The following is a 24,319-nucleotide window of genomic DNA, read 5'->3' as shown; positions in this document are numbered from 1 at the left end:
GCTTCGCCGATGCGGGTGACGTGCTGGCGACCGAGCCCGACGAGGTGATCGTCGCCACCGGCGGGCTGCCCCATGTCGAGGTGCTGGAGCAGGGCAACGATCTGGTCGTCTCGGCCTGGGACATCCTCGCGGGCGACGTGAAGCCGGGCCAGAACGTGCTGATCTTCGACGATGCGGGCGACCATGCGGCGTTGCAGGCCGCCGACCTGATCTCGGCCACCGGCGCGGCGGTCGAGATCGTGACGCCGGACCGCAGCTTCTCGCCCGAGGTGATGGCGATGAACCTGGTGCCCTACATGCGCAACCTGCAAAAGCGCGACACCACCTTCACGGTGACCTGGCGGCTGCAATCGGTCGCCCGCGACGGCAACCTGCTGCGCGCCACCCTGGGCAGCGATTACGGCGCCTTCAGGCGCCAGCGCATCGTCGACCAGGTCGTCGTCAACCACGGCACCCGCCCGCTGGACGAGCTTTATTTCGACCTCAAGCCCCTGTCGGCGAACCTGGGCGAGGTCGATTACGAGGCCCTGACCACCGGCAAGCCGCAACGGATCCGCAAGAACCCCGAAGCCAGCTTCCGCCTCTTCCGCATCGGCGACGCCGTCGCCGCAAGAAACACTCACGCCGCAATCTACGACGCACTCAGAATCGTCAAGGACCTGTAAGGACGAGGAAAAAACGCCGCGAAGAGGAAGGGCGACGCGCTAATCCTCGAAGCGCGTCGTCGCGTCGCGATCCTGTTCGTAGCGGTGCGCAAGCGGAAAGGCCGGCAACCAGGATTCGCGGCGGATGATCCAGCTTTCATAGGTCGGCATCAACTGGTCCGGGGCGTCCAGGCTTCCCAGATGCAGCTCGATCTCGTCCGCCGTGCGGGCGAAGACCGGCGAGCCGCAGCGCGGGCAGAAGAACCGCCCGGCATAGTCCCGCGTCTCGCCCTCGATCGCCACCGCCTCCTGCGGGAAGATCGCCGAGGCGTGAAACAGCGCCCCGTGATGCTTGCGGCAGTCGAGGCAATGGCACAGGCCGACCCGGTAGGGCGCCCCCGAGGCCACGATCCGCACCTTGCCGCAAAGGCAGCCGCCGGTGAACCGATCCATGTTGCGTTTCCTTCAGGTGGTCGGAATGGTCGGGCTCAACCGTCGGGCGTCCATGAAAGTTTCGGGACGGCGCGCATTCATGCCGGCGCCCTGCGCGCATCGGCAGCGCGTCATGCGGGCGGCGGTCTTCGCGATCCTCGGATCCTGCCCGGAGGTTCCGCCGGCGGGCGCGTGCCGCAAGGTGCCGCCGCGCCGGGTGGCTGGTCGCATTGCGACGGGCAGCCTCGGCCGGCCGGCGGGCTGTCCAATCCGTTCGCGTCGTCGAAGGTGATCGTCCCGGACCGGGCCGTCAGGCGGCCAGGCCCTCGGGCTCGGGCCAGCCATTGGCCCGGCAGCAGGCGGTCAGTGTGTTGGCCAAGAGGCAGGCGATGGTCATCGGCCCGACGCCGCCCGGCACCGGGGTGATGGCGCCGGCGACCTGGGCGGCGCCCTCGAAATCCACGTCGCCGACCAGGCGGGTCTTGCCACCTTCCTCGATGCGGTTGATGCCCACGTCGATCACCGTGGCGCCCGGCCTGATCCAGTCGCCGCGGATCATCCGCGGCCGGCCGACGGCGGCGGCCAGGATATCGGCCCCGCGGCACAGGCCCGCCAGGTCCTTCGTGCGCGAATGCGCGATGGTCACCGTGCAGCTGTCCCCCAGCAGCAGCTGCGCCATCGGCTTGCCAACGATATTGCTGCGCCCGACCACCACCGCGTTCCGCCCGGCCAGATCGCCCAGCCGGTCGCGCAACAGCATCAGGCAGCCCAGAGGCGTGCAGGGCACCATCGCCTTCTGCCCGGTCGCCAGCAGACCGGCATTCGAGATGTGGAACCCGTCCACGTCCTTCGCGGGATCGATGGTGTTGATCACCGCGTCGGCATCCATATGCGCGGGCAGCGGCAGCTGCACCAGGATGCCATGCACCGCCGGATCGGCATTCAGCCGTTCGATCAGCGCCAGCAGATCCGCCTCGGAGGTCTCGGCCGGCAGCTTGTGCTCGAAACTGGCCATGCCGGCCTCGCGGGTCTGGATGCCCTTGTTGCGGACATAGACCTGGCTGGCCGGATCCTCGCCCACCAGCACCACCGCCAAGCCCGGCGTGATGCCGTGTTCGGCCTGCAGGCGCGCGACCCCGGCCGCCACCTTGGCGCGCAGGGCGGCGGCGAAGGACCGGCCGTCGATGATGTCGGCGCTCATGTCCCGACCCCTTCCAGCCGCGCGGCGGTTTCGGCCAGCGCGTGCCACAGCGATGCCGCGGACGAGCGCGCGCCGATGATCGCCAGCCGGTCGTCGGCCCTGCGGATCGCGAAGACGCCCATATGGTCCAGCACGGTCCGCGTCGCGCGGCCCGCGCCGAAGGCCGCGGCGTCGATGTTCACCAGCTTCTCCATCAGCGCCCGGATCGGTGCGTCGCCGCTGTCCGAGACGATCTCGAAGGCCGCCCAGCCGTCGGTCTGTTCGGTGATGGAGCAGCCGGGCGCCTCGGCGGCCAGCGCGGCCGCGAAATCCTCGTCGGCGCGGCCCGGCGCCTCGATCATCCACTGGCCCGGCCCGGTCCAGAAACCCGAGACGCCCCGGCCCTCGGCCCAGCCGCCGGGGCCGGGCAGGGCCAGGCCGAAGGGGGCGGGCTGCGCCGTCCCGCGCCGAAGCGCCAGCGAGGCCAGCGCCAACCCGGCATTCTCGGTGATCGTCAGCGCGCCCGCGTGACGCTGCGCGGGGGCATCTGCGCCAAGCGCGGTCAAGGTGGCCAGCTCAGTCACGGACACGTCCTCCCTCGGGGTCGACGAAATGGGGCGAGACGACGCGGAGCCGCATCGACTGGCCCTGCAGCGGGTTGGCGGCGACGATCACCTCGCCCATGCGCTCGCTGCCGTTTTCCAGGAAGCCCAGGCCGATGGCATGGCCCAGATGCGGGCTGAAACAGGCCGAGCTGATCCAGCCCTGGTCGGTCCCGGTCCCCTGTGGCGCCCCTTCGGCGAACAGATGCGCGCCGGCGACGACCGGATCGGCCGGATCGACGGGTTGCAGCCCGACCAGCACCCGCCGATCCACCGCCAGCCCCTCGCGCCGCGACATCACCGCGCCGATCGAATCCTTCTTCGTGCTGACCATGCGGCCCATGCCCAGCATCTGCGCGGTGGTCTGGCCGTTCAGCTCGTTGCCCGCGGCATGGCCCTTTTCGATGCGCAGCACGCCAAGCGCCTCGGTCCCGTAGGGGGTCGCGCCCAGATCGGCGCCCGCCTCGAGCAGCCGCGCCATCAGCGCATTGCCATGGCGCGCGGGCACCGCGATCTCATAGGCCAGCTCGCCCGAGAAGCTGATGCGGAACAGCCGCGCCCTCAGCCCGCCGCAGATGGTCAGCCCGGCGCAGGCCATGAAGGGGAAGGCCTCGTTCGACAGGTCGAAGCTGTCCACGATCCGCTCCAGCAGCCGGCGGGCGTTCGGGCCGGCGACCGACAGCTGCGCCCAGGCGTCGGTGGTCGAGATCAGCTGCACGTCCAGTTCCGGCCACAGGCATTGGCGCGCGAATTCCATGTGCCGGTAGACCGGACCCGCCTGCGCGGTGGTGGTGGTGACGACGTAATGCGTTTCCCCAAGCCGGGCGCAGGTGCCGTCGTCCCAGGCATGGCCGTCCTCGCGCAGCATCAGCCCATAGCGGACCATGCCGACCTTCAGGCTTTTCATCGCGTTGCAATAGAGCCGGTCCAGGAATTCGCCCGCATCCGCGCCCTGCACGTCCACCTTGCCAAGCGTGGTCACGTCGCAGAGGCCGACGCCCTTGCGGGTGGCCAGCACCTCGCGGTCGACCGTCTGGCGCCAGTGGCTCTCGCCCGGACGAGGGAAATACTGCGCGCGCATCCATTGCCCGACCTCGGTGAAGACGGCGCCCTGCGCGGTGGCCCAGTGATGGGTCGGCGTCAGGCGGCGGGGGCGGAAATGCGCGCCCGTGTCGCCGCCGCCCAGCACCGACAGCGCCACCGGCGTATAGGGCGGGCGGAAGATCGTGGTGCCGGTCTGGGGGATCGTCCGGCCGGTCAGTTCGGCCATCACCGCCAGCGCCGTCACATTGGCGGTCTTGCCCTGGTCGGTCGCCATGCCAAGCGTGGTCCAGCGCTTCAGATGCTCGACCGGGCGCATGTTTTCCTGATGGGCCAGGGCGATGTCCTTGACCGTCACGTCGTTCTGGAAATCGACCCAGGCCCGGCCCTTGCCCGGCACATGCCACAGCGGATGCAGGTTCAGCCCCGCATCCTCGGCCTGCGGCAGGTCGGGCAGCGTCGCCGAGATCTCCAGATCGGCCAGCGCCTCCTGCGCCGCCTGCGCGCCCGATGCCAGCGCCTGCGCGGTCGAGCCCTGTCCGCTTGCGGCGCCGGCGACCCGCATCCCCGCCGGGCCGTCCGTGCCGGGCAGGAAGCCGTGCCGCGCCTCGTCCCAGGCCGGGCGGCCGCGATGATGCGAGGCCAGATGCACGTTCGGGTTCCAGCCGCCCGAGACGCCAAGCGCGCCGCAGTCGATCCACCGGCTGCCGCCATTCGCGACGACCTCGATTCTCGTCAGCCCCAGGCGGCCCTTCGCATTGCCGACCACGCCCGTGATCAGCGGGTAATCGCCCTGCGCCCGCACGCCCTCGCGCGGGTCGATGACGGCGGCGATCTCGACGCCCCTTGCGGCAAGGTCCAGCGCAGAGCGGTGGCCGTCGTCGTTGTTGGTGAAGATGGCGACGCGCGGCGCCGGGCTGACCGCGTAGCGGTTGGCATAGGTCCGCATCGCCCCGGCCAGCATGATGCCGGGGCGGTCGTTATTCTGGAAGGGGATATGCCGCTCGGTCGCGCCGGCCGCCAGGATCGTGCGGCGCGCGGTGATCCGCCACAGGGTCTGGCGCACCCGCCGTCCGGGCGTGGCCAGATGGTCTGCGACACGCTCGACCGCGCCGTAAATCCCGTGGTCGAAGGTCCCCCAGACGGTGGTGCGGCGCATGACGCGCAGGTTCGGCAGGCTGGCGAATTCGGCCTCCAGCCCCGCGATCCAGTCCGTGGCCGGGGCATCGTCCAGCGGCGCGCTTTCGGCCAGCAGCCGCCCGCCCAGCCGGAAATCCTCGTCGGCCAGGATCACCCGCGCGCCGGTGCGCGCCGCCGTCAGCGCCGCCGCCAGCCCCGCCGGGCCGCCGCCGATCACCAGCAGGTCGCAATGCAGGAAGCCTGCGTCATAGGCGTCGGGATCGGGTTCCTTCGACAGGCTGCCCAGGCCGGCGGCGCGGCGGATGGCGGGCTCGTAGAACCTTTCCCAGAAGGCCCTGGGCCACATGAAGGTCTTGTAATAGAAGCCCGCCGCGAAGAAGGGCGACATGAGGTCGTTGACCGCCAGCAGGTCGCGCCGCAGCGATCCGACGCGGTTCTGGCTGCGGGCCTCCAGCCCCTCGAACAGTTCCACCACGGTGGCGCGGCTGTTCGGCTCCTGCCGGGCGCCCGCGCGCAGCTCGACCAGGGCGTTCGGCTCCTCTGACCCGGCCGCGAACACGCCGCGCGGGCGGTGATACTTGAAGCTGCGGCCCATCAGCCGCACGCCGTTGGCCAGAAGCGCCGAAGCCAGCGTGTCGCCCGAATGGCCGGCGAAGCCCTGGCCGTCGAAGGTGAAGCGCAGCGTCTGGCTGCGGTCGATCAGCCCGCCGGTCAGGCGCGTCATGCGGCACCGCCTTTCAGCCTGGCCTCGCGGGCCAGTTCCGCGCCCAGGATCTCGTGCGTGACGGTGTTGCGGGTGACGACCAGCCAGCTTCGGTCGCCCTGCTCGTGGAACCACAACTCGCGATGGATGCCCGCCGGGTTGTCGCGCAGATGGACATAGTCGTGGAACCGCGCCGCCGCGCCCTCGGCCATGCCGTCGGGCCGGTCCAGCAGCGCGGCATCGCCCAGATAGGTGAATTCCGAGGAATCGCGCAGTCCGAGAAGGGGATGGGGGATCAGCATGTCATTGCCTTGATATGGGGGCCTTGATGCAGGTTGGGCTCAGTGCAGGTTGGGCTGCGCGCCCATGCCCTTTTCGTCGATGGGACGCCCGCGGGCGAAGCGGTCCAGCCGATAGGCGCGGGCGGTGTCATGCGGGGTGTCGGTGGCCAGAAGATGCGCGAAGGCATGGCCGCTGGCGGGCGTCGCCTTGAAGCCGCCATAGCACCAGCCCGCGTTCAGATAGAGCCCCTCGATGGGCGTGCGGTCGATGATCGGGCTGCCGTCCATCGACATGTCCATGATCCCGCCCCAGACCCGCAGCAGCCGCGCCCGGCCGATCATCGGCATCAGCGCCATGCCGCCCTGCGCCACGTCCTCGATCACCGCCATATTGCCGCGTTGGGCATAGGAATTGTAGCCGTCGATATCGCCGCCGAAGACCAGCCCGCCTTTGTCGGACTGGCTGACATAGAAATGCCCGGCGCCGAAGGTGATGACGCCGTCGATCACCGGCTTCAGCCCCTCGGTGACGAAGGCCTGCAGCACATGGCTCTCGATCGGCAGCCGCATCCCGGCCATCGCCATCACCCGGCCCGAGGACCCCGCGACCGCCACGCCGACCTTGCCGGCGCCGATATGGCCGCGCGAGGTCTCGACGCCCCTGACCCGGCCGTTCTCGATCCGGAAGCCCGTGACCTCGCAATTCTGGATCAGGTCGACCCCCGCCATGTCGGCGCCGCGGGCATAGCCCCAGGCCACGCCGTCATGGCGCGCGGTGCCCGCCCGGCGCTGCAGAAGCCCGCCCTTGATCGGGAAGCGCGCATTGTCGAAGTTCAGGAACGGATACATCGCCCGCACCTGCGCGCTGTCCAGAAGCTCTGCATCCGCCCCCGACAAGAGCATCGCATTGCCGCGCCGCCGATAGGCGTCGCGCTGCGCATCGGTGTGGAACAGGTTCAGGATCCCGCGCTGGCTGACCATGGCGTTGAAGTTCAGTTCCTGCTCCAGCCCCTCCCACAGCTTCATCGAGAATTCGTAGAAGGGCTGGTTGCCCGGCAGCAGGTAGTTCGAGCGGATGATCGTGGTGTTCCGCCCGATATTGCCCGATCCCAGCCAGCCCTTTTCCAGCACCGCGATGCGGGCCTGCCGGAAGGTCGTCGCCAGGTAATAGGCCGTCGCCAGCCCGTGCCCGCCGCCGCCCACGATCACGTAGTCATAGGCCGGCTGCGGCTCGGGGTTGCGCCACAGGGGCTGCCATCCCTTGTGGCCGCGCAGCGCCTCGGTGAATACGCGAAATCCTGAAAATCGCATCGCCTTCTCCTGTCGATGGTTCCGTTATGCCACGGGGGCAGGGACATGATTTGCCGGATATTGCCATTTCGTTGCCTGTTTCGGACAATGGCCCGATGCTGCGGCAGCAGGGAGGCCGGAATGAGTCGCGCGATGCGGGGCAGCCCGCCAAGGCGCTATGGGTTCGTGCTGATCGACGGCTATGCGCTGATGTCCATGGCCTCGGCGGTCGAGCCCTTGCGCGCCGCCAACCTGCTCAGCGGCCGGGCGCTGTTCGAGCTGACCTTCCTGTCGGCGGATGGCGGCTGGCAGCGCAGTTCCGTCGACAGCGCCTTCGAGACCCTTCCGCTGAAGGCCGCGCGCCCGGATTTCGACGTGGTCTTCGTGGTCGCGGGGGGCGAGCCGATGGGCTATCGCGATCCGCGGGTGCTGGGCTGGCTGCGCAGGCTGGATCGCGGCGGCGTCGCCCTGGGCGGGATTTCCGGCGGCGCGGCGATCCTGGCCGCCGCCGGCTTGCTGCGCGCGCGCCGCTTCACCATCCACTGGCAGCATGTCGACGCGATGCGCGCGCGCTATCCCGATGCGCTGATCGAGCGGCGGCTGTTCGTCATCGACCGCGACCGCTTCACCTGCGCCGGGGGCATGGCGCCGCTGGACATGATGCACGCGCTGATCGCCGCCGATTTCGGCGCGGAACTGGCGCGGCAGGTCAGCGACTGGTTCATCCATACCGGCATCCGCAGCGCCGAGGCGCCCCAGCAGCTGGACGCCACCCGGAAATACGAGCTGCGCCACCCGGCCCTGGCCGCCGCGGTCGAGCTGATGGCCAGCCATATCGCCGATCCGCTGAAGCTGTCCGACCTGGCGCATCTCAGCGGCATCGGGATGCGGCAGCTGGACCGGCTGGCGCAGGCGCATTTCGGCAAGAGCGCGATGCGCTTCTATCGCGGGCTGCGGCTGGAAAAGGCGGCCGAGCTGCTGCGCCAGCCGTCGCTGTCGCTGACCGAGGTCGCGGCGGCCACCGGCTTCGCCAGCCCCAGCCATTTTTCCCGCGCCTTCAAGGAGGAATTCGGCACCGGCCCCGGCGCCTGGCGCCAGGCCGGCCCGCCCGGTCGGTGAGCATTCCCGGCGAGGACGGGAGCCCCGCGCCAGATCCCGACAGGTATCAAGGTATCGTCGTGCCCCCTTGCGGCAGCCGCGCGCCGCCGTTCGACGCCGATGCCCCGCATGGTCCCGAAGCGCCGATCGAGCGGCCGGCGACATGTCGGTCGGTCGCGACCCATCCGCAGCGGAAATGGCCGCGCGCCATGCCGGGGTGGTCCGCTGCCCGGAATTGGTGCAAGATGGATCCATGCAACGGCTTTGCGACATGCTATCCGGCGGGGGAACCCCCTCTGCCCCGGCCCGGTGCCGCCTGAACCGTCCTGGGGACGGATTCATGCAAGCCGATGACGAATTCACGCAACTTGCCGCCGTTTCAACCGCGCTATTCCGGGGTATCGCTGGTCAGGCCCCGACCTCTGCCCTGGGGAAAGAGGGACATGGAAATACTTAGTTTCATTGCGAATAACTGGCAGGTCATCCTGCGGCTGGCGGGCGAACACATCTCGATCGTCGCCGTGGCCGTGGGCCTGGCGATCCTGACCGGGGTGCCGATCGGCATCGCCATCACCCAGAACCGGCGCGTCGCGGATGCGGTGCTCTATGTCGCCTCGATCATCGTCACCATCCCCTCGATCGCGCTTTTCGGGCTGATGATCCCGATCCTGTCGAAGATCGGCCAGGGGATCGGCTGGCTGCCGGCGGTGATCGCGATCCTGCTCTATTCGCAGCTGCCGATCGTGCGGAATACCTATACCGCCATCACCAATGTCGATCCGGCGCTGCGCGAGGCGGCCATCGGCATGGGCATGACGCCCTTCCAGCGGCTGACCCGGCTGGAGATCCCCATCGCGATCCCGGTCATCATGGCCGGCGTGCGGACCGCGGTGGTGATGAATATCGGCGTCGCGGCCATCGCCGCCTATATCGGCGCCGGGGGTCTGGGCGTGCTGATCGCGCGCGGCATCTCTCAGACCGATCCGCGCCAGCTGATCACCGGCGCGCTGGCCGTCTCCCTTCTCGCCATCGTGGCCGACTGGGCGCTTTTGCGGCTGCAAAAGCGGCTGACCCCGGCCGGGCTGAAACGCTGACACCTCCGGGCAAGGACCTTTGCGGATGATCCGACTCGAAGACCTGACCAAGAGATTCAAGACCCCCGGCGCCGATATCGTCGCCGCCGACCGGGTCAACATGGAAGTGCCCACGGGCGAGATCTGCATCCTGCTGGGGCCGTCCGGCTGCGGCAAGACCACCGCGCTGAAGATGATCAACCGGCTGATCCCGCCGACCAGCGGCAAGATCTATATCGACGGCAAGGACACCTCGCAGCTGGACGACATCCAGCTGCGGCGCAATATCGGCTATGTGATCCAGCAGATCGGGCTGTTCCCGAACATGACCGTCGAGGAAAACATCTGCGTCGTTCCCCGGCTGCTGAACTGGGACATCCGCAAGGCCCGCCAGCGCGCCGCCGATCTTCTGGACCTGGTGGGCCTGGACCCGCGCCAGTTCCTGCGCCGCTATCCCAAGGAACTGTCGGGCGGCCAGCAGCAGCGCGTCGGCGTGATCCGGGCGCTGGCCGCCGATCCGCCGGTGATGCTGATGGACGAGCCCTTCGGCGCCATCGACCCGATCAACCGCGAGATCATCCAGGACGAGTTCCTGAAGATGCAGGCCGAGCTGAAGAAGACCATCATGTTCGTCAGCCACGACATCGACGAGGCGGTGAAGATGGGCGACAAGATCGCCATCTTCCGCGCCGGCCGGATCGAGCAATACGACACGCCCGACATGATCCTGGCCCATCCCGCCAATGCCTTCGTTGCCGATTTCGTGGGCGCCGACCGCACGCTGAAGCGGCTGCGGCTGGTCACCGCCGAGGAGGTGGCCACGACCGAGGTGCCGGTGACTGCGCGCTCGACCAAGGTGTCCGACGCGCTGCAGCAGCTGACCGTCGCGCGGGCCCGCCGCGCCGTCGTCATCGACAGCGACCACCGCCCGGTGGGCTTCGTGACCGCCGAGGAGATGGCCGGCGGCTCGGGCGAGGTGCGCGACTTCGCCCATCCGCTGCCGGCGACCGTGCCGGTGCGCGCCGACCTGCGGGCCGTGGTCTCGGAGATGTTCGCCCATGACACGATGTGGCTGGCCTGCACCGACGATCACGGCCGTTTCGCCGGGGTCATCACCCAGCCCGACGTGACCGCCGCGCTGCGCGCCACCTATGGCGCCGGCAAGGGCGCCTCGGACCAGGCCCGGCAACAGGGCAGCGGCCGGGATCAGGGGGCGCCATGACTCGCGGGCTGGGACAGAGACGCGGACTGGGGGCCGGGCGCGGGGCCAGCCTGCTGCTGGTCTTCCTGCTGGGCATCTGGGTCGCAAGCTCGGGGCTGCTGGACCAGATGGCGATCTATTGGGACGACATCACCTATCTGACGCGCCAGCATGTGTTCCTGGTGGCCAGTTCCGGCGGGGCGGCGATCCTTCTGGGCGTGCCGGTGGGCATCTGGCTGTCGCGCCCCTCGATGGAGCGTTATGCCGAGACGGTGATGCAGGTCTTCAACATCGGCACCACGATCCCGACCCTTGCCGTCATCGCCCTGTCGATGACGCTGCTGGGCATCGGCTTTCCGCCGGCCTTCTTCGGGCTGTTCGTGGCCTCGCTTCTGCCCATCGTGCGCAATACCTATGCCGGGCTGCTGGCCGTGCCCGCGCATCTGAAGGAGGCCGCGACCGGCATGGGCATGACGCGCTGGCAGATCCTGATGCGGGTCGAGGTGCCGAACGCGCTCTATGTCATCTTCTCGGGCATCCGCACGGCGCTTGCGATCAACGTGGGCACCACGCCGCTGGCCTTCCTGATCGGCGGCGGGGGCCTGGGCGAGCTGATCTTCACCGGCATCGACCTGATGGACACGGGCATGTTGCTGGCGGGCGCGATCCCGACGGCGGCGCTGGCCGTGGCCGTCGACTTCTTCATGGGGCAGGCGCAGCTGCGGCTGATCCCGAAAGGCGTGAATCCGCTTCGATAAGGCGGACCCTGAACCAGCAACCAACGGGAGCTACCACAATGAACATCACCCTCAGATCCGGCCTTGCGGCGCTTGCCTTCGCGGGTTTCGCGACCGGCGCGCAGGCGGCCGACATCGTCGTCGGCGGCAAGAACTTCACCGAACAGCAGATCCTGTCCGCCATCACCCAGCAGGTGCTGGAGGCCAACGGCCACCGGGTCGACAATCGCGCCGGCATGGGCTCGGCCGCGGTGCGCCAGGCGATGGAGAACGGCCAGATCCACGTCTACTGGGAATATACCGGCACCTCGCTGATCACCTACAACAACATCGAGGAGCGGATGGACCCGCAGCAGACCTATGACACGGTCAAGGAACTGGATGCCGAAAAGGGCATCGTCTGGCTGAACCCGTCCGAGGCGAACAATACCTATGCGCTGGCGATGCGCGCGGCCGATGCCGCCGAGAAGGGCATCGCGACCATTTCCGACCTGGCCGGGGCGGTGAATGGCGGCCAGGCGCTCAGCTTCGGCTCGAATGCCGAATTCTATGCCCGCCCCGACGGGCTGAAGCCGCTGGAAGAGACCTACGGCTTCGAATTCGGCCGCGCCAATGTCAAGCGCATGGATACCGGGCTGGTCTATCAGGCGCTGCGCGACAGCCAGGTCGATGTCGGGCTGGTCTTCGCCACCGACGGCCGCATCCCCGCCTTCGACTTCACCGTGCTGGAGGACGACCAGGGCTATTTCCCCAGCTACGCGCTGGCCCCGGTGATTCGCGCCGAGGTGCTGGAAGCCAATCCCGAGATCGGCGACCTGCTGAACGAGGTCTCGGCCAAGCTGGACGACCAGGTGATGGCCAGCCTGAATGCCAGCGTCGACGTGGACAAGGTCTCGATCGAGAACGCGGCGGCGAAGTTCCTGCAGGATCACGGCTTCAACTGAGGCGGAAAGGGCGGGGGCGGTTGCGCCCCTGCCACCAGCGTGGCGATTCGCAAGGGCCGGGGGCGATGGCGAACAACAACAGGATCACCGTCGGCGCTGCGCAATTCGCCAGCGAGATCGGCGATGTCGATGCCAATCTGGACCGCCACCTGCACTGGATCGCGCGGGGGCGCGAGGCCGGTCTGGACATGCTGGTCATGCCGGAGCTGTCGCTGACCGGCCATTACGGCTCCGAGAACCTGCTGGGCGCCGCCATGTCGCGCAAGGACCCGCGGCTGAAGCGGCTGGCCGAGGCGGCGGGGCCGATGGCGGTGGTGCTGGGCTTCATCGAGGAAGGCCCGGCCGCGCAGTTCTACAATTCGGCGGCGATTCTGCGCGATGGCGGGATGATCCACCTGCATCGCAAGGTGAACCTGCCCACCTATGGCAAGCTGGAAGAGGGCAAGCACTACGCCCCCGGCCGTTTCGTCGAAACCTGCGAGCTGGACAGCCATTGGCGCGCGGGGCTGTTGATCTGCGCCGATCTCTGGAACCCGGCGCTGACCCATCTGGCCTTCCTGCATGGCGCGACCATGCTGGCCTGCCCGGTCAGTTCCGCCGTCGAGGCGGTGGGCGCCGATTTCGACAATCCCGGCGGCTGGGCGCTGACCTGCCGCTTCTACGCGATGATCTATGGCGCACCGATCATCATGGTGAACCGGACCGGGACCGAGCGCGACCTGACATTCTGGGGCGGCTCGCGCATCTGCGATCCCTTCGGGCGCGAGCTGGCCGTCGCCGGGCGGGGCGAGGAGATGATCCTGGCGACGCTGGACTATGACCTGCTGCGCCAGGCGCGGCACCTGCTGCCCACGGTGCGCGACAGCAATCTGGCGCTGGTCCAGCGCGAGACCGCGCGGCTGGTCGAGACGTTGGGAGTGCCGGATTTCGTGCGCGACTAGGACGGCGGGACGGGCAGCGGCAGGACGGGGCAGGGGCAGCGGATCATGACATCGCCATTTCACGACTTCCTTCACGACACGCGGGCGCAGGATCTGCCGCCCGAGGTGCTGGCCCTGGCCCGGCGCTGGCTGCTGGACCTCTTGGGCGTGGCGGCGGGCGGCAGCCGGACCGCGCTGTCGCGCATCATCCGCGACCATGCGGCGGCGCAGTTCGGCGCGGGCAGCCGCGCGGCGCCGATGCTGATGGACGGCCGCCAGGTCAGCCCGGCCGGGGCGGCGCTGGCGGGGGGCATGACCATCGACGCGCTGGACGGCCATGACGGCCACAAGCTGACCAAGGGCCATGTCGGCTGCGGCAGCTTCCCCGCCCTGCTGGCGCTGTTCCAGTCCGAGGGGCGGGTGGATGACCGCGATTTCCTGGCCGGGCTGGTGCTGGGCTACGAGATCGGCACCCGCGCGGGCATCGCGCTGCACCGCACCGCCTGCGACTATCACACCTCGGGCGCCTGGGTGGCACTCGCGGCGGCGGCGCTGGGGGCGCGGGTGCTGGGGCTGGACGCGGCGCGGACGCGCGAGGCGATCGGCATCGCCGAATATCACGGGCCGCGCAGCCAGATGATGCGCTGCATCGACCATCCGACCATGGTCAAGGACGGCTCGGGCTGGGGGGCGATGGCCGGGGTCTCGGCCGCCTTTCTGGCGGCGGACGGGTTCACCGGCGCCCCCGCGCTCACCGTCGAGGGCGCGGATGTGGCCGATCTCTGGGCCGATCTGGGCCGCAACTGGCGCATCGCCGAGCAGTATTTCAAGCCCTTCCCGGTCTGCCGTTGGGCGCAGCCGCCGGTGCAGGCCGTGCTGGACCTGCGCGCGCGGCACGCCCTGACCCCCGATCAGGTCGAGCGGATCGAGATCGCCACCTTCCACCAGTCCCGCCGCCTTGCCACGCGCGCGCCCGCCAGCACCGAACAGGCGCAGTATTCGACCGCCTTTCCCGCCGCCGTGGCGCTGGTGCGCGGGCGCGTGGACCCGCAGGATGTGGCCGAGGACAGCTTCGCCGACCCGGAGATACGCCGCCTTGCCGACGCCATGACGATCACCGAGCGCGAGGATTACAACGTCGCCTTCCCGGCCCGGCGCCTTGCCGATGTGCGGCTGGTGCTGCGCGATGGCCGGGTGCTGGAATCGGGTCCGACCGAGGCGTCGGGCGATCCCGAGGCGCCGGTGCCGATGGAGGCCGTGCGCGCCAAGTTCCGCGCCTATGCCGCCCCGGTGCTGGGCGCGACCCGCACGGCCGAGTTGGAGGATGCCGTGGACCGGCTGGGCGACGGCACGGGCGCGGGGCGGTTCTTCGGCCTGCTGGGCGCGGCCTGAAGGGTCAGCCCGTGCGGCGGGACCGGGCGCGGGCGACCCTCGCCTGTTCGCGCATCTCGCTGGGACGGATCTTGTAGAACTCCTTGACCCATTTCGAGAAATGCGAAGTCGAGGCGAAGCCGGTGGCGATGGCGATGTCGATGATCGGCTGTTCGGTATAGAGCAGCATCTCGCGCGCGCGTTCGACCCGCAGCGACAGGTAGTATCGCGCCGGGGTCATGCCCAGGAAATTGCGGAAGTTCCGCTCCATCTGCCGCTCGCTGACATTGGCCAGCCGGGCCAGCCGCTCGATCTGCAGGGGCGTCTCGATATTGGCCTGCATCAGGCGGACGATCATCTGCAGCGATTCGGGCAAGGTGCCGATCTGCTCCATCCGGCCGCCCTGCTGGCTTTCATCCGCGTCGCGGATGCGGGCGTGGTGGAACTGGTTGGCCACGCCATTGGCCAGGTCGCGGCCATGCAGATCGGCGATGATATGCAGCATCAGGTCCATCGAGGCCGTCCCGCCCGAACAGGTCAGCCGGTTGCGGTCGATCTCGTAAAGCGTGCCGGTGATCGGCAGATGCGGGAAATCCTCTTCGAAGGCGGCGCGGTTTTCCCAGTGGATCGTGCAGCGATAGCCGTCCAGCAGCCCGGCCTTGGCCAGCAGATAGCTGGCCGTCGACAGGGCGCCGATGGCCCGGCCGCGATGCGCCGCCCGCCGCATCGCGGCCAGATAGGGGCGTTCGTCCTGCGGATCGACCCGCGCGCCGCCGCAGATGAACAGGGCGTGGTTGCGCTCGATCGCCTGATCGACATGGATCGCCGGAAAGGGAATGCCCGAGGATGGCATGACCGGCTGCCCGTCGATGCTGCATAGATCCCAGCGGAAGACATCGCGCCCCAGCAGCCGGTTGGCGGCCCGCAAAGGCTCGGTCGCCGAGGCGAGGCTGAGCATCGAGAGCCCTTCCAGCATCAGGAAGGCGAAGCACAAAGGCTCGCCCGTGTCGTGGTAGAACATCGGCGGGTCCGGGTTGCGATGCGCCATGTTCGGTCAAGCCGCCCCGTTCTTCAAGCCGCCGCGCTTCAAGCCGTTCCCATCAGGCAGTCGCCATCCCGGCGGGCAGCCAGCCCTGAAGTGCATCCCAATCCGGCTCCAGCCGATCGAAGCGTCCCAGCCGCAGGCTGGAGAGATCGGCGAAGTCGCAGCGCCCCTGCATCACCAGCTGCATCAGCGCCCGGCCCGAGGCGGGCGACAGGCCGAAGCCCACGCCGGACAGGGTGGCGACGGTCAGGTTCTGCCACGGGGCCGGGCGGTCCATGACCGGGCGGCCGTCGGGCGTGTTCTCGATGATGCCCGACCAGCTGCGGATGACGCGGGCATGGGCGGCCTTGGGCAGCAGTTCGGCCACGCGCCGGGCGATGCTGCCCGACAGCGGGGTCGAGGGGCGCGGGCCGCCCGATTGCTCCTCAGTCTCGACCCATTCATGCGGGCCGCCGCCATAGGCCAGGTTGCCGCGCAGGGTCTGGCGGCCATAGAGCCCGTTGCCGTCGATCCCCCCCAGCGGCATCAGCGGCAGGGGCTCGGTCACGATCATCTCGGCGCGGGCGGCGCGCATGGGGATGGCGACCTCCAGCATCGCGGCCAGCCGGCCGGTCTGCGGACCCGCCGCGATGACCAGGTGGTCGCAACTGATGACGCCCCTGTCGGTCTCGACCGCCGTCACCCGGCCGCCCTGCCGCCGGAAGCCGGTGACGGTGACGTGCTGGCGCACCCGCCCGCCCCGGTCGCGCAGCGCCCAGGCATAGGCCTGCACGGTGCGGTGCGGGTTCGCATGGCCGCCGAAATGGTAGTAATGCCCGGCATGGATGTTGTCCCCGGCCAGAGGCACCAGATCGCGCACCGCCTGCGCGTCCAGATCATCGACGCGGAAGCCCTGCTTGCGGGCATTGGCCGCGGCGCGGCCGTAAAGCGTGAACTGCTCGGGCGACAGCGCGATGCGGATGCGGTTCGGCCGGAACTCGGTCGGATAGCCCAGCAACTCGTCCATCATCGGCCACAGCCGCTGTTCCTCGGCGAAAAGCGGGCTGTGGTGATGCGAGCAGCCGCCGCCATTGCGCCCCGAGGCCTCCCAGCCGACGATGCCGCGTTCCAGCACAAGGACGTCGACGCCCGCCTCGGCCAGCCAGAAGGCGGTGGAGAGGCCGGTGACGCCGCCGCCGATCACGATGACCGAGGCGCCGCGATTGTCGTCGCCGGACGGGATGCCGGGAATGGGATTATTCACTGACATGTTCCTTCTGCGTCGCAAGGGCGGCGACCGTATAGTGGTCCTCGACATCCCAGAAGGGGACCCATTGGCGCGGCATTCCGAACCAGGAATCCCAGGCGGCGGCGATGGCGGGATCCTCGGGCGTGGCGGCGGCGGCCAGGCTGAGCGGGCGGACCGGGCTGCGATAGCCGGCCAGCGGCACCACCCCAAGCGACAGATCCTCCTGCAGGGCCAGCAGCGCCTGGATCTGCTCGCGGCAGCGGCGGCCCTGACAGGGGCCCATCCCGGCGCGGGTCAGCCGCTTGATCTGGTCGGGATCGGGTGGCCCTTCGCCAAGGATCTCGGTCAGGCTGCGCGTCAGGTTCGGCAGATGCGGCGCGTTCAGATAGCGCGGCGGGCTGACATCCAGGATCTCGCGCGCCGTGACCTCCTCGCATTGGCAGACCGGCATGTCGGCCACGGCCTCCACCACCGAGGCGCGGACCCAGGCCTTGCGGTATGCGCCCAGATCGGCGGCGGGGCCGGGCTGCGGGGCATCCCCGACCGGAGCCTCCGCCAGCCCCAGCGCCGCCAGCGCGGCCCCGGCGGCCAGCCGCCCCTCGGCCTCGGCCAGCGCCGGATCGGCGGATTTCGCGGGCCAGATCCCCGCGCAGTCGCCCGCGGCGCGGATGCCGGCCAGGCTGGTCTCGCCGCCCGCTTTCAGCACGGGCACGAAGCCGCCGCGATCATTGTCGAAGGTGCAACGCGCCCCGGCGGCCTGCAGCAGGTCGATCATCGGCACCGCGCCCACGCCCAGCAGCACGGAATCGCAAGGGATGGTGCGGTTGCGCAGCATCAGCCCGGTGACGCCATCCGCGTCCGAGGTGACGCCGCGCGGCGCCTCGCCGGTGACGATCTCGACCCCGGCGGCGCGGATGCGCGCGACCAGATCCTCGGGCGCGGCGGCGGCCTCGGCCTGTTCGACCACGGCGGCGATGGTCACGCCCGCGTCGATCAGGTCCAGCGCCGCCAGCAGTGCCTCGGGGGTCGAGCCCAGCATGACCGCGTGGCGGCTGTCCAGCGCATCGTAGAGCCGCGCCAGCATCAGTGCGGCACCGGCGCCCAGCACGCCGGGCAGGTCCCAGCCGGGAAAGGCCAGCCCCATGTCGCGCCGCCCGGTGGCCACCACAGCCTGATCGAAACCGACCAGATGGCTGCCCTGTTCCTCGTCCATCAGCCCGGCGACCAGGCCGGGCATCCAGCCCAGGTTGGGCTGGTTGGCGAACAGCCCCCAGCAGGCGGTGCCAAGGCGGATGTCGACGCCCAGATCGAACAGTTCGACCAGATCGGGTCGCGCCTCCAGCATCCGTTCCGTCATGGCGTTGCGGTTGCGGACCCTGCCGCCCATCCGGCCGCCCCAGATCTGCGGGACGCTTTCGCCCATGGTTTCGAAGGGCACGGGATGTTCGTCGACCAGCATCACCTGCGCGCCGCCCTGATGGGCGTGGCGGGCGGCGGCGATCCCGGCGGGGCCGGCGCCCACGACCAGAATCTGGGTCCGTTCCGCGATCTCAAGGCGCTTGCCGGCGACGGATCGGGGGTCTGGTGTCATCTTGCGTCCTCTGGCGACTGCATCGCGGCAGGGCCATCCTTGGTGTAAAGCCCGCCGGGCCGGCAGCAGGTTTTCGACCCGAAGGGAAAGAAATCCGACCCGGACCCGAGGGGGTCAGGCCAGCCTGATTTCGACATCCGACGCCGCGCGGGTCGAGCAGGCCAGCACATAGCCCTCGGCCGCCTCTTCCGGCGTCAGCCCGCCATTCGGCCGGCTGTCCACCCGGCCCGAGACAAGCTGCACCATGCAGGTGCCGCACATGCCCTCGCCGCAGCCGCAGGGGATGATGACGCCCTGGCGCAGGCTGGCCTGCAGCAGCGTCTCGTCGGCGCGGATGGCGATGGCGCGGCCGTTCACGGTCAGGCCGAAACCGGGGCCTTCGGGGGCGGCTTCGGTCATGGGCGCGCCGGCGGGGGCCACGCCGCCGAAGCTTTCGGTATGGAACTGCATCCGCGCGCCGCCCTCGGCGGCATGGATCAGCCGGACCTCCTGCATGAAGCCCTGCGGGCCGCAGCAGAAGACCTGACGGCGGCCCAGATCGGGGATGGCGGTGGCCAGCCGCGCCCGGCTGACGCGGCCGCGATAGCCAAACCATCCCGGCGCGACGCGGCTGACGCTGATCGCCACCGTCAGATTGGGCATCCGGGCCTGCAATTCGGCCAGTTCGCGGGCAAACAGCACCTCTGCCGGATCGCGCGCGGCGTGGAACCATGCCAGGTCGGCCTCGGGATCGGTCTGCGCCAGATGCCGCAGCATGGCCATCATCGGCGTGGCCCCCGACCCGCCCGAGACGAAGGCCAGCCGGTCGTTCTCGCGCAGCCCCAGCGTGAAGGCGCCGCGCGGGGGGCGGGCCTCGATGCCGCTGCCCTCGCGCAGGTTCTCGTGCAGCCAGCGGGTCGCGCCGCCCGGCGCCTGCGCCTTGATCGTCAGCTCCAGGTCGCCCCCGGTGCCGCCCGAGATGGTGAAACTGCGCCAGACCGGACCGCCCGGCAGGGGCACCTTCAGCACCAGCGCCTGGCCGGGGGTGAAGCCCACCGGGCCGCTGCCCGCACGCAGGCGGAAGGTCTTGACGGTGGGCGTCTCGTCGCGGACGGCGATGCAGGACAGCGACAGCAGGGCCGCCGAAGGGGCTTGCATGTCCATGCGCCTTACTCCGCCGCGATCCGCGCCTGCGGGCCGCCGGTGAAATCCGCCATCTTGCCCGCATACCATTCCGAGAAATTGTTCAGCATGAATTCCGAGGGCGCATAGGGGCCGGGCCGGTAGGCCCGCGACAGGATGCCGCGATGGTTGTTCTCGGCCAGCACGCGATCCTCGTCATTGGTGGCCAGCCAGACCTCGGTGAGGCGCGTGAGGTCGTAATCCACGCCCTCGACCGCATCCTCGTGGACCAGCCATGTGGTGCGCACCTCGGTGCGGTTCGCCGACAGCGGCAGGACCCGGAATTGCAGGATGTGGTCGGAGAGGAAGTGGTTCCAGTTGTTCGGCACCCGGAACATGCGGACCGAGCCAAGGTCGGGCTCGGTGAAATCGGCCAGAAGCTTGTTGCAGGCGGGCTTGCCGTCCATGGTGAAGGACAGGCAGTCCTCGTTGAAGGGCAGGCGGATGCAGCGGAACTCAACGCCGCCCTCGGCCGGCTTGTGCGGCAGGCCCAGCCGGTCCCAGCGCGCGGTGGAACGCTCCATCAGCCCCTGGAACTGCGCCTTGACCAGCGGATCGTCGGGCAGGGCGAATTCGACCAGCGTCACCAGCAGCTCGGGATGGTTGCCCGCGCAGTGATAGCATTCGCGGTTGTTCTCGATCACCAGCTTCCAGTTCGCCTCCTCGACGATGGTCGAGGTGAAGGCAACCTTGGTGCGGTCGGGCATATGCGGGGCGATATAGGGCGTGACCCCGGCGCGGAAACGCGCCAGCGACGGGGGTTCGTCGGCAAGGCAGATATAGACCATGCCGCAGATCACCTCGACATGGACGGGGGCGAGGCCGTGGGCCGCCTTGTCAAAATCGTCGGGCATCTGCCGGGCATTGATCAGGCTGCCGTCCAGCTCGTAGACCCATTGGTGATAGGGACAGACCAGCCGGTTCGCCCGGCCTCTTTCCTTCTGGCAGATCATCGAGCCGCGATGCCGGCAGCTGTTGTGGAAGGCCGCGATCTCTCCGTCCCGGTTGCGCAGCACGACGACCGGATTGTCGCCGACCTTCAGCGTCAGGTAATCGCCGGGACGGGGGATCTCGACGGTGCTGCAGGCGAAGATCCAGTCGGTTTCGAACACCGCCTGCATGTCGGCGCGGAAGATGTCGTCGTCGACATAGAAGTCGCGGGGCAGGGAATGGCCGGGCTGGCGCTGGCCCAGCAAACCTGCAATCCGTTCTTTCAGCATTCTGCAAACTCCGTCAGGGATCTTTCCGGGATGGCGCGTTCTTGGGCCTGCTGCCCGGCATCCTGTCCGGGCCGGGCGCGCGCTTGCGGCAGGGATTCGACATCGGCGACCAGCTTTCCGACGAAGCGCCGCCCGTGCCGCGACCACGGGCGCAAGGCCGCGCTGGCGGCAGGGCATCCGATGCGCTAACACTCCGGCCGGCCCGTCCATGGGGCCGATCGCGAAGCGGCAGGGGTAGCATGATCATTTGCGATTTCGGACCGGGTGGCCGGCCCGTCCGATTCGACGAGGCGCGGGAACTGATCCTGGCCCATCGTGCCGACCAGGTGCGCCCGGCTTTGGCGCGCGCCGATGCCCTGCGGCGGCAGGGGTGCTGGATCGCCGGATGGATCGCCTACGAGGCCGGGCTGGCCTTCGAGCCGCGGCTGGCGCCCTTGCTGCGCCCCTCGGACCAGCCGCTTCTGGTCCTGGGCGTCCATGATGCGCCATCGGCGTGGGAGGCTGCGCCGGAAACTTCGGAAACCGCCTCGCTTTCTCCTCTGAATCCATTGATAACACAGAATCAATACCGGGATGCCTTCCGGCGCGCGCAGGACTATATCGCTGCCGGGGACTGCTATCAGATCAACCTGACCTTCCCGGTCGAGACCCGGCTTCTGCGCGGCAGGCCCGCCGGTCTGGCGGCGGCGCTGTCGCGGCTTCAGCCGGTGGGCTATTCCTCTTACGCCGACATGGGCGCGGGGCCGGTGGTGATCTCGCGCTCGCCCGAGCTGTTCTTCAGCCTGACCGCCGATGGCCGGATCGAGGCCCGGCCGATGAAGGGCACCGCGCCGCGCGCCGCCGATCCCGACAGGGATGCCGCGCTGGCTGCGGCGCTGGCGGCATCCGAGAAGGACCGGGCCGAGAACCTGATGATCGTCGATCTGCTGCGCAACGACATCTCGGTCCTGGCGCGGGTCGGCAGCGTGCGCGTGCCCGAATTGTTCGCCGTCGAAAGCTTCGCCACGGTGCATCAGATGACCTCGCGCATCACCGCCGAACTGGCCGCGCCCGCCGATCTTGCGACGCTGATGCCGGCGCTGTTTCCCTGCGGCTCGATCACCGGGGCGCCGAAGATCCGGGCGATGCAGATCATCCACGAGCTGGAGCCCTTCCCGCGCGGCCTCTATTGTGGGGCAATCGGCTGGATGGCCCCGGACGGGGCGGCGGCCTTCTCGGTCGCGATCCGCACGCTGTCGGTCGAGGGCGACCGGGTGCGGCTGAATGTCGGCGGCGGCATCGTCGCCGATTCGACCGCCGAGAGCGAATGGGAGGAGGCCCTGTGGAAAGCCCGCTTTGTCCAGCCGCTGACGACCCGCAGCTGAGGCTGATCGAGACCGCGCTGTGGGACGGGCGCGCCTGCCCGCTGCTGGGCCGGCATCTGGCGCGGCTGTCCGACGGCGCCGCCAGGCTGGGCTGGGTGCTGGACGTGGCGGCGGCGCGCGCGGCGCTGACCGGACCGGCCGGGCGCCCCGCCCGCCTGCGGCTGCTGGCCGACCGCGACGGCGCGATCACCGTCGAGCAGGCGCCGGTTCCAGCCCCGATCACCTGCTGGCGGCTGGGCCTGGCCGCGCAGCGCCTGCAATCGGGCGACCCCTGGCTGCGCCTGAAATCCACGCACCGCCCGGCCTATGACGCCGCCCGGCGCGCGATCCCCGCCGACCTGGACGAACTGGTCCTGCTGAACGAGCGGGGCGAGGTCTGCGACGGCACGATCACGACGGTCTTCTTCGACCGGGGCGATGGGCTGCGCACCCCGCCGCTGACCTCCGGCCTTCTGCCGGGGGTGCTGCGCGCCGACATGCTTGCCCGCGCCGCCTGCGCCGAGGAGGTGCTGCCCGGTGCCGAGCTGCCGCATGTCCGGCTGCGGGTCGGCAATGCGCTGCGCGGGCTCGTCCCGGCGGTCTGGACGGGCCGGGCGGTCTGACCGCTGCTTCCGCAGCGTCAGGGGGACAGGAACCGCTTGCCAAGACCCGGATGCCGGTCAAGACTTGGCCTCGAACCGTTCCGGGGGCGTTGCCGGATCGTGGACGAACTATGATTCCATATGTGAATCATGTGATTGCTGGAAGGATCTGCGATGATGGATGAGGTGATGCGGAAACGGCGGGTCGCGCCGACGGCCCCAGGCAGGGCGATGCCGCTGTGACCGAGGGCGGGCTGATCCTGACCTTCAACGCCGGTTCCTCGACCGTGAAGCTGGGCTTCTACCGCGTCGAGGGCGCGCGGGCGACGGCGCTGGGGCGCGGCGTCATCGATTTCCGCGACGAGCCGCTGGAATTCCGCGTCACGCTGGAGGGGCGCAGGCTGACCCAGCCGCTGCCGGGCGCCGACGCGCAGGACATGGGCGCGGTCCTGGCCCGGTCGCTGGACTGGCTGGGCGGGCATCTGCCGCTGGACCGGCTGCGCGCCATCGGCCACCGGGTCGTGCATGGCGGCGACATCTTCACCGGCCCGGCGCGGATCGATCCCGCCACGCTGGCGCGGATCGAGGACCTGGCCAGCCTTGCCCCCCTGCACCAGCCGCAAAGCCTGCGGCTGATCCATGCGATGCGCTCGCTGCTGCCCGACACGGTGCAGACGGCATCCTTCGACACCGCCTTCCATGCGACCAACCCGCCCATCGCCCGCCGCTTCGCCATTCCCCGCGCGCTGCATGACCGGGGCGTCAAGCGCTATGGCTTCCACGGGCTGTCCTATCACTTCATCGCCGGCGCGTTGCGGCGGATGGGCCTGCCCTCTGACGCGCGGGTGGTGGCTGCGCATCTGGGCAGCGGCGCCAGCCTGTGCGGGATGGCTGGCGGGCGCAGTCTCGATACCTCGATGGGGTTCTCGACCATCGACGGCATCCCGATGGCCACGCGATCGGGCACGCTGGATCCGGGCGTGCTGCTGCACCTGCTGGGGCCGATGGGCATGAGCCTGGCCGAGGTGGAGAACATGCTCTACCGCGAGAGCGGGCTGCTGGGCGTCTCGGGCATCGACGCCGACAGCCGCGAATTGCTGGAGAGCGCCGCCCCCGAGGCCGCCGAGGCGATCGAGCTGTTCTGCTTCCGCATCGCCGGCGAGGTCGCCCGGCTGGCCGCGACGCTTGGCGGGCTGGACGCGCTGGTCTTCACCGCCGGCATCGGCGAGAACCAGCCGCGCATCCGCGCGATGGTGGCCGACCGGCTGGCCTGGCTGGGCGTCGCGCTGGACGCGCCGGCCAATGCCGCCAACCGGATCGAGATCGGCGCGGATCGGGCGCGGGTGCGCTGCCTGGTCATCCCCACCGACGAGGAACAGGTGATCGCCGATCAGGCCGTCGCGCTGCTGTCGGCGGATCGGGGCTGAGCCCGGCGCGGCGGGGTTCACGGCGCGCATCTCGGCTCTGGCCGA

Annotated in this window: 21 protein-coding genes and 1 pseudogene; 11 read left to right on the top strand and 11 right to left on the bottom strand. The window is 69.7% G+C overall.

Annotated elements, in window-relative coordinates; all coding sequences use genetic code 11:
- Positions 1-665, top strand: a pseudogene (hpbA, locus tag C9E82_RS20695) (N-methyl-L-proline N-demethylase HpbA); the annotation flags it as partial.
- 39 nt (positions 666-704) lie between these two features.
- Here hpbA and C9E82_RS20690 read toward each other — a convergent pair.
- The 6 genes from C9E82_RS20690 to C9E82_RS20665 form a co-directional block, all read right to left on the bottom strand.
- Complete coding sequence (locus C9E82_RS20690; protein ID WP_119898732.1) at positions 705-1,097, bottom strand: GFA family protein; 393 nt, start codon at positions 1,095-1,097, stop codon at positions 705-707.
- A gap of 289 nt (positions 1,098-1,386) precedes the next feature.
- The gene (gene folD / locus C9E82_RS20685) at positions 1,387-2,277 is read right to left on the bottom strand and encodes a bifunctional methylenetetrahydrofolate dehydrogenase/methenyltetrahydrofolate cyclohydrolase FolD (protein WP_119898731.1); all 891 of its coding nucleotides are present in this window, start codon (positions 2,275-2,277) and stop codon (positions 1,387-1,389) included.
- On the bottom strand, positions 2,274-2,840 hold the full coding sequence (locus C9E82_RS20680) for a sarcosine oxidase subunit gamma (protein ID WP_119898730.1): 567 nt from the start codon (positions 2,838-2,840) through the stop codon (positions 2,274-2,276). Before C9E82_RS20680 ends, folD begins: the two co-directional genes overlap by 4 nt.
- Positions 2,833-5,763 (bottom strand): sarcosine oxidase subunit alpha family protein, encoded by a 2,931-nt coding sequence (locus tag C9E82_RS20675; protein WP_119898729.1) that lies wholly within the window; start codon positions 5,761-5,763, stop codon positions 2,833-2,835. Before C9E82_RS20675 ends, C9E82_RS20680 begins: the two co-directional genes overlap by 8 nt.
- Positions 5,760-6,044, bottom strand: a complete 285-nt coding sequence (locus C9E82_RS20670) for a sarcosine oxidase subunit delta (RefSeq protein WP_119898728.1) — start codon at positions 6,042-6,044, stop codon at positions 5,760-5,762. Before C9E82_RS20670 ends, C9E82_RS20675 begins: the two co-directional genes overlap by 4 nt.
- Before the next feature lie 39 nt (positions 6,045-6,083).
- The gene (locus C9E82_RS20665; RefSeq protein ID WP_119898727.1) at positions 6,084-7,334 is read right to left on the bottom strand and encodes a sarcosine oxidase subunit beta family protein; all 1,251 of its coding nucleotides are present in this window, start codon (positions 7,332-7,334) and stop codon (positions 6,084-6,086) included.
- A 120-nt stretch (positions 7,335-7,454) separates the two neighbouring features.
- Between C9E82_RS20665 and C9E82_RS20660 the strand changes: the two genes are divergently transcribed.
- From C9E82_RS20660 to C9E82_RS20630, 7 genes are all read left to right on the top strand, one after another.
- Positions 7,455-8,432, top strand: a complete 978-nt coding sequence (locus C9E82_RS20660; protein ID WP_240643584.1) for a GlxA family transcriptional regulator — start codon at positions 7,455-7,457, stop codon at positions 8,430-8,432.
- A gap of 422 nt (positions 8,433-8,854) precedes the next feature.
- A complete protein-coding gene (locus C9E82_RS20655; protein ID WP_119898725.1) occupies positions 8,855-9,505 on the top strand; it encodes an ABC transporter permease in 651 nt (216 codons plus the stop codon).
- A 25-nt stretch (positions 9,506-9,530) separates the two neighbouring features.
- Complete coding sequence (locus C9E82_RS20650; RefSeq protein ID WP_170162103.1) at positions 9,531-10,706, top strand: osmoprotectant ABC transporter ATP-binding protein OsmV; 1,176 nt, start codon at positions 9,531-9,533, stop codon at positions 10,704-10,706.
- Positions 10,703-11,443, top strand: coding sequence for an ABC transporter permease (locus C9E82_RS20645; protein WP_119898724.1), 741 nt, complete (start codon positions 10,703-10,705; stop codon positions 11,441-11,443). The genes C9E82_RS20650 and C9E82_RS20645 overlap by 4 nt, the downstream gene beginning before the upstream one ends.
- 38 nt (positions 11,444-11,481) lie before the next feature.
- Positions 11,482-12,366: a glycine betaine ABC transporter substrate-binding protein gene (locus C9E82_RS20640; RefSeq protein ID WP_119898723.1), complete on the top strand. Its 885-nt coding sequence runs from the start codon at positions 11,482-11,484 to the stop codon at positions 12,364-12,366.
- A gap of 65 nt (positions 12,367-12,431) precedes the next feature.
- Positions 12,432-13,307 (top strand): nitrilase-related carbon-nitrogen hydrolase, encoded by an 876-nt coding sequence (locus C9E82_RS20635; protein ID WP_240643583.1) that lies wholly within the window; start codon positions 12,432-12,434, stop codon positions 13,305-13,307.
- A 45-nt stretch (positions 13,308-13,352) separates the two neighbouring features.
- Positions 13,353-14,678, top strand: coding sequence for an MmgE/PrpD family protein (locus tag C9E82_RS20630; RefSeq protein ID WP_119898721.1), 1,326 nt, complete (start codon positions 13,353-13,355; stop codon positions 14,676-14,678).
- Between the two features lie 4 nt (positions 14,679-14,682).
- Here C9E82_RS20630 and C9E82_RS20625 read toward each other — a convergent pair whose 3' ends face one another.
- From C9E82_RS20625 to C9E82_RS20605, 5 genes are all read right to left on the bottom strand, one after another.
- A complete protein-coding gene (locus tag C9E82_RS20625) occupies positions 14,683-15,705 on the bottom strand; it encodes a GlxA family transcriptional regulator (protein ID WP_119898720.1) in 1,023 nt (340 codons plus the stop codon).
- Between the two features lie 52 nt (positions 15,706-15,757).
- Positions 15,758-16,951 (bottom strand): NAD(P)/FAD-dependent oxidoreductase, encoded by a 1,194-nt coding sequence (locus tag C9E82_RS20620; RefSeq protein ID WP_119898733.1) that lies wholly within the window; start codon positions 16,949-16,951, stop codon positions 15,758-15,760.
- Entirely contained in the window at positions 16,938-18,521 is a 1,584-nt protein-coding gene (locus tag C9E82_RS20615) for an FAD/NAD(P)-dependent oxidoreductase (protein ID WP_119898719.1), read from the bottom strand. Before C9E82_RS20615 ends, C9E82_RS20620 begins: the two co-directional genes overlap by 14 nt.
- A 114-nt stretch (positions 18,522-18,635) precedes the next feature.
- The gene (locus tag C9E82_RS20610; protein ID WP_119898718.1) at positions 18,636-19,664 is read right to left on the bottom strand and encodes an FAD-binding oxidoreductase; all 1,029 of its coding nucleotides are present in this window, start codon (positions 19,662-19,664) and stop codon (positions 18,636-18,638) included.
- Between the two features lie 5 nt (positions 19,665-19,669).
- A complete protein-coding gene (locus tag C9E82_RS20605) occupies positions 19,670-20,902 on the bottom strand; it encodes an aromatic ring-hydroxylating oxygenase subunit alpha (protein ID WP_119898717.1) in 1,233 nt (410 codons plus the stop codon).
- 239 nt (positions 20,903-21,141) lie between these two features.
- Here C9E82_RS20605 and C9E82_RS20600 point away from each other — a divergent pair, with 239 nt between their 5' ends.
- The 3 genes from C9E82_RS20600 to C9E82_RS20590 all read left to right on the top strand — a co-directional run bounded on the left by C9E82_RS20600 (position 21,142) and on the right by C9E82_RS20590 (position 24,274).
- Entirely contained in the window at positions 21,142-22,266 is a 1,125-nt protein-coding gene (locus C9E82_RS20600; RefSeq protein WP_119898716.1) for an aminodeoxychorismate synthase component I, read from the top strand.
- Positions 22,224-22,868 (top strand): aminotransferase class IV family protein, encoded by a 645-nt coding sequence (locus tag C9E82_RS20595; RefSeq protein WP_119898715.1) that lies wholly within the window; start codon positions 22,224-22,226, stop codon positions 22,866-22,868. Before C9E82_RS20600 ends, C9E82_RS20595 begins: the two co-directional genes overlap by 43 nt.
- Before the next feature lie 218 nt (positions 22,869-23,086).
- Positions 23,087-24,274, top strand: coding sequence for an acetate/propionate family kinase (locus C9E82_RS20590; protein WP_119898714.1), 1,188 nt, complete (start codon positions 23,087-23,089; stop codon positions 24,272-24,274).
- The last annotated feature ends 45 nt before the right edge of the window (positions 24,275-24,319 follow it).

Origin of the sequence: Paracoccus sigandri (genome assembly GCF_003709565.1) — a bacterium.
Taxonomy (GTDB): domain Bacteria; phylum Pseudomonadota; class Alphaproteobacteria; order Rhodobacterales; family Rhodobacteraceae; genus Paracoccus; species Paracoccus siganidrum.
The sequence above is the reverse complement of the archived record's forward strand: the minus strand, read 5'-3'. Positions and strand labels throughout refer to the sequence as shown.

Excerpts from the sequence above, each read along its gene's own strand:
- C9E82_RS20690 (WP_119898732.1), bottom strand. The coding sequence starts at position 1,097 with ATGGATCGGTTCACCGGCGGCTGCCTTTGCGGCAAGGTGCGGATCGTG.
- folD (WP_119898731.1), bottom strand. The coding sequence starts at position 2,277 with ATGAGCGCCGACATCATCGACGGCCGGTCCTTCGCCGCCGCCCTGCGC.
- C9E82_RS20675 (WP_119898729.1), bottom strand. The coding sequence starts at position 5,763 with ATGACGCGCCTGACCGGCGGGCTGATCGACCGCAGCCAGACGCTGCGC.
- C9E82_RS20670 (WP_119898728.1), bottom strand. The coding sequence starts at position 6,044 with ATGCTGATCCCCCATCCCCTTCTCGGACTGCGCGATTCCTCGGAATTC.
- C9E82_RS20665 (WP_119898727.1), bottom strand. The coding sequence starts at position 7,334 with ATGCGATTTTCAGGATTTCGCGTATTCACCGAGGCGCTGCGCGGCCAC.
- C9E82_RS20660 (WP_240643584.1), top strand. The coding sequence starts at position 7,455 with ATGAGTCGCGCGATGCGGGGCAGCCCGCCAAGGCGCTATGGGTTCGTG.
- C9E82_RS20655 (WP_119898725.1), top strand. The coding sequence starts at position 8,855 with ATGGAAATACTTAGTTTCATTGCGAATAACTGGCAGGTCATCCTGCGG.
- C9E82_RS20650 (WP_170162103.1), top strand. The coding sequence starts at position 9,531 with ATGATCCGACTCGAAGACCTGACCAAGAGATTCAAGACCCCCGGCGCC.
- C9E82_RS20645 (WP_119898724.1), top strand. The coding sequence starts at position 10,703 with ATGACTCGCGGGCTGGGACAGAGACGCGGACTGGGGGCCGGGCGCGGG.
- C9E82_RS20640 (WP_119898723.1), top strand. The coding sequence starts at position 11,482 with ATGAACATCACCCTCAGATCCGGCCTTGCGGCGCTTGCCTTCGCGGGT.
- C9E82_RS20635 (WP_240643583.1), top strand. The coding sequence starts at position 12,432 with ATGGCGAACAACAACAGGATCACCGTCGGCGCTGCGCAATTCGCCAGC.
- C9E82_RS20630 (WP_119898721.1), top strand. The coding sequence starts at position 13,353 with ATGACATCGCCATTTCACGACTTCCTTCACGACACGCGGGCGCAGGAT.
- C9E82_RS20625 (WP_119898720.1), bottom strand. The coding sequence starts at position 15,705 with ATGGCGCATCGCAACCCGGACCCGCCGATGTTCTACCACGACACGGGC.
- C9E82_RS20620 (WP_119898733.1), bottom strand. The coding sequence starts at position 16,951 with ATGTCAGTGAATAATCCCATTCCCGGCATCCCGTCCGGCGACGACAAT.
- C9E82_RS20615 (WP_119898719.1), bottom strand. The coding sequence starts at position 18,521 with ATGACACCAGACCCCCGATCCGTCGCCGGCAAGCGCCTTGAGATCGCG.
- C9E82_RS20610 (WP_119898718.1), bottom strand. The coding sequence starts at position 19,664 with ATGGACATGCAAGCCCCTTCGGCGGCCCTGCTGTCGCTGTCCTGCATC.
- C9E82_RS20605 (WP_119898717.1), bottom strand. The coding sequence starts at position 20,902 with ATGCTGAAAGAACGGATTGCAGGTTTGCTGGGCCAGCGCCAGCCCGGC.
- C9E82_RS20600 (WP_119898716.1), top strand. The coding sequence starts at position 21,142 with ATGATCATTTGCGATTTCGGACCGGGTGGCCGGCCCGTCCGATTCGAC.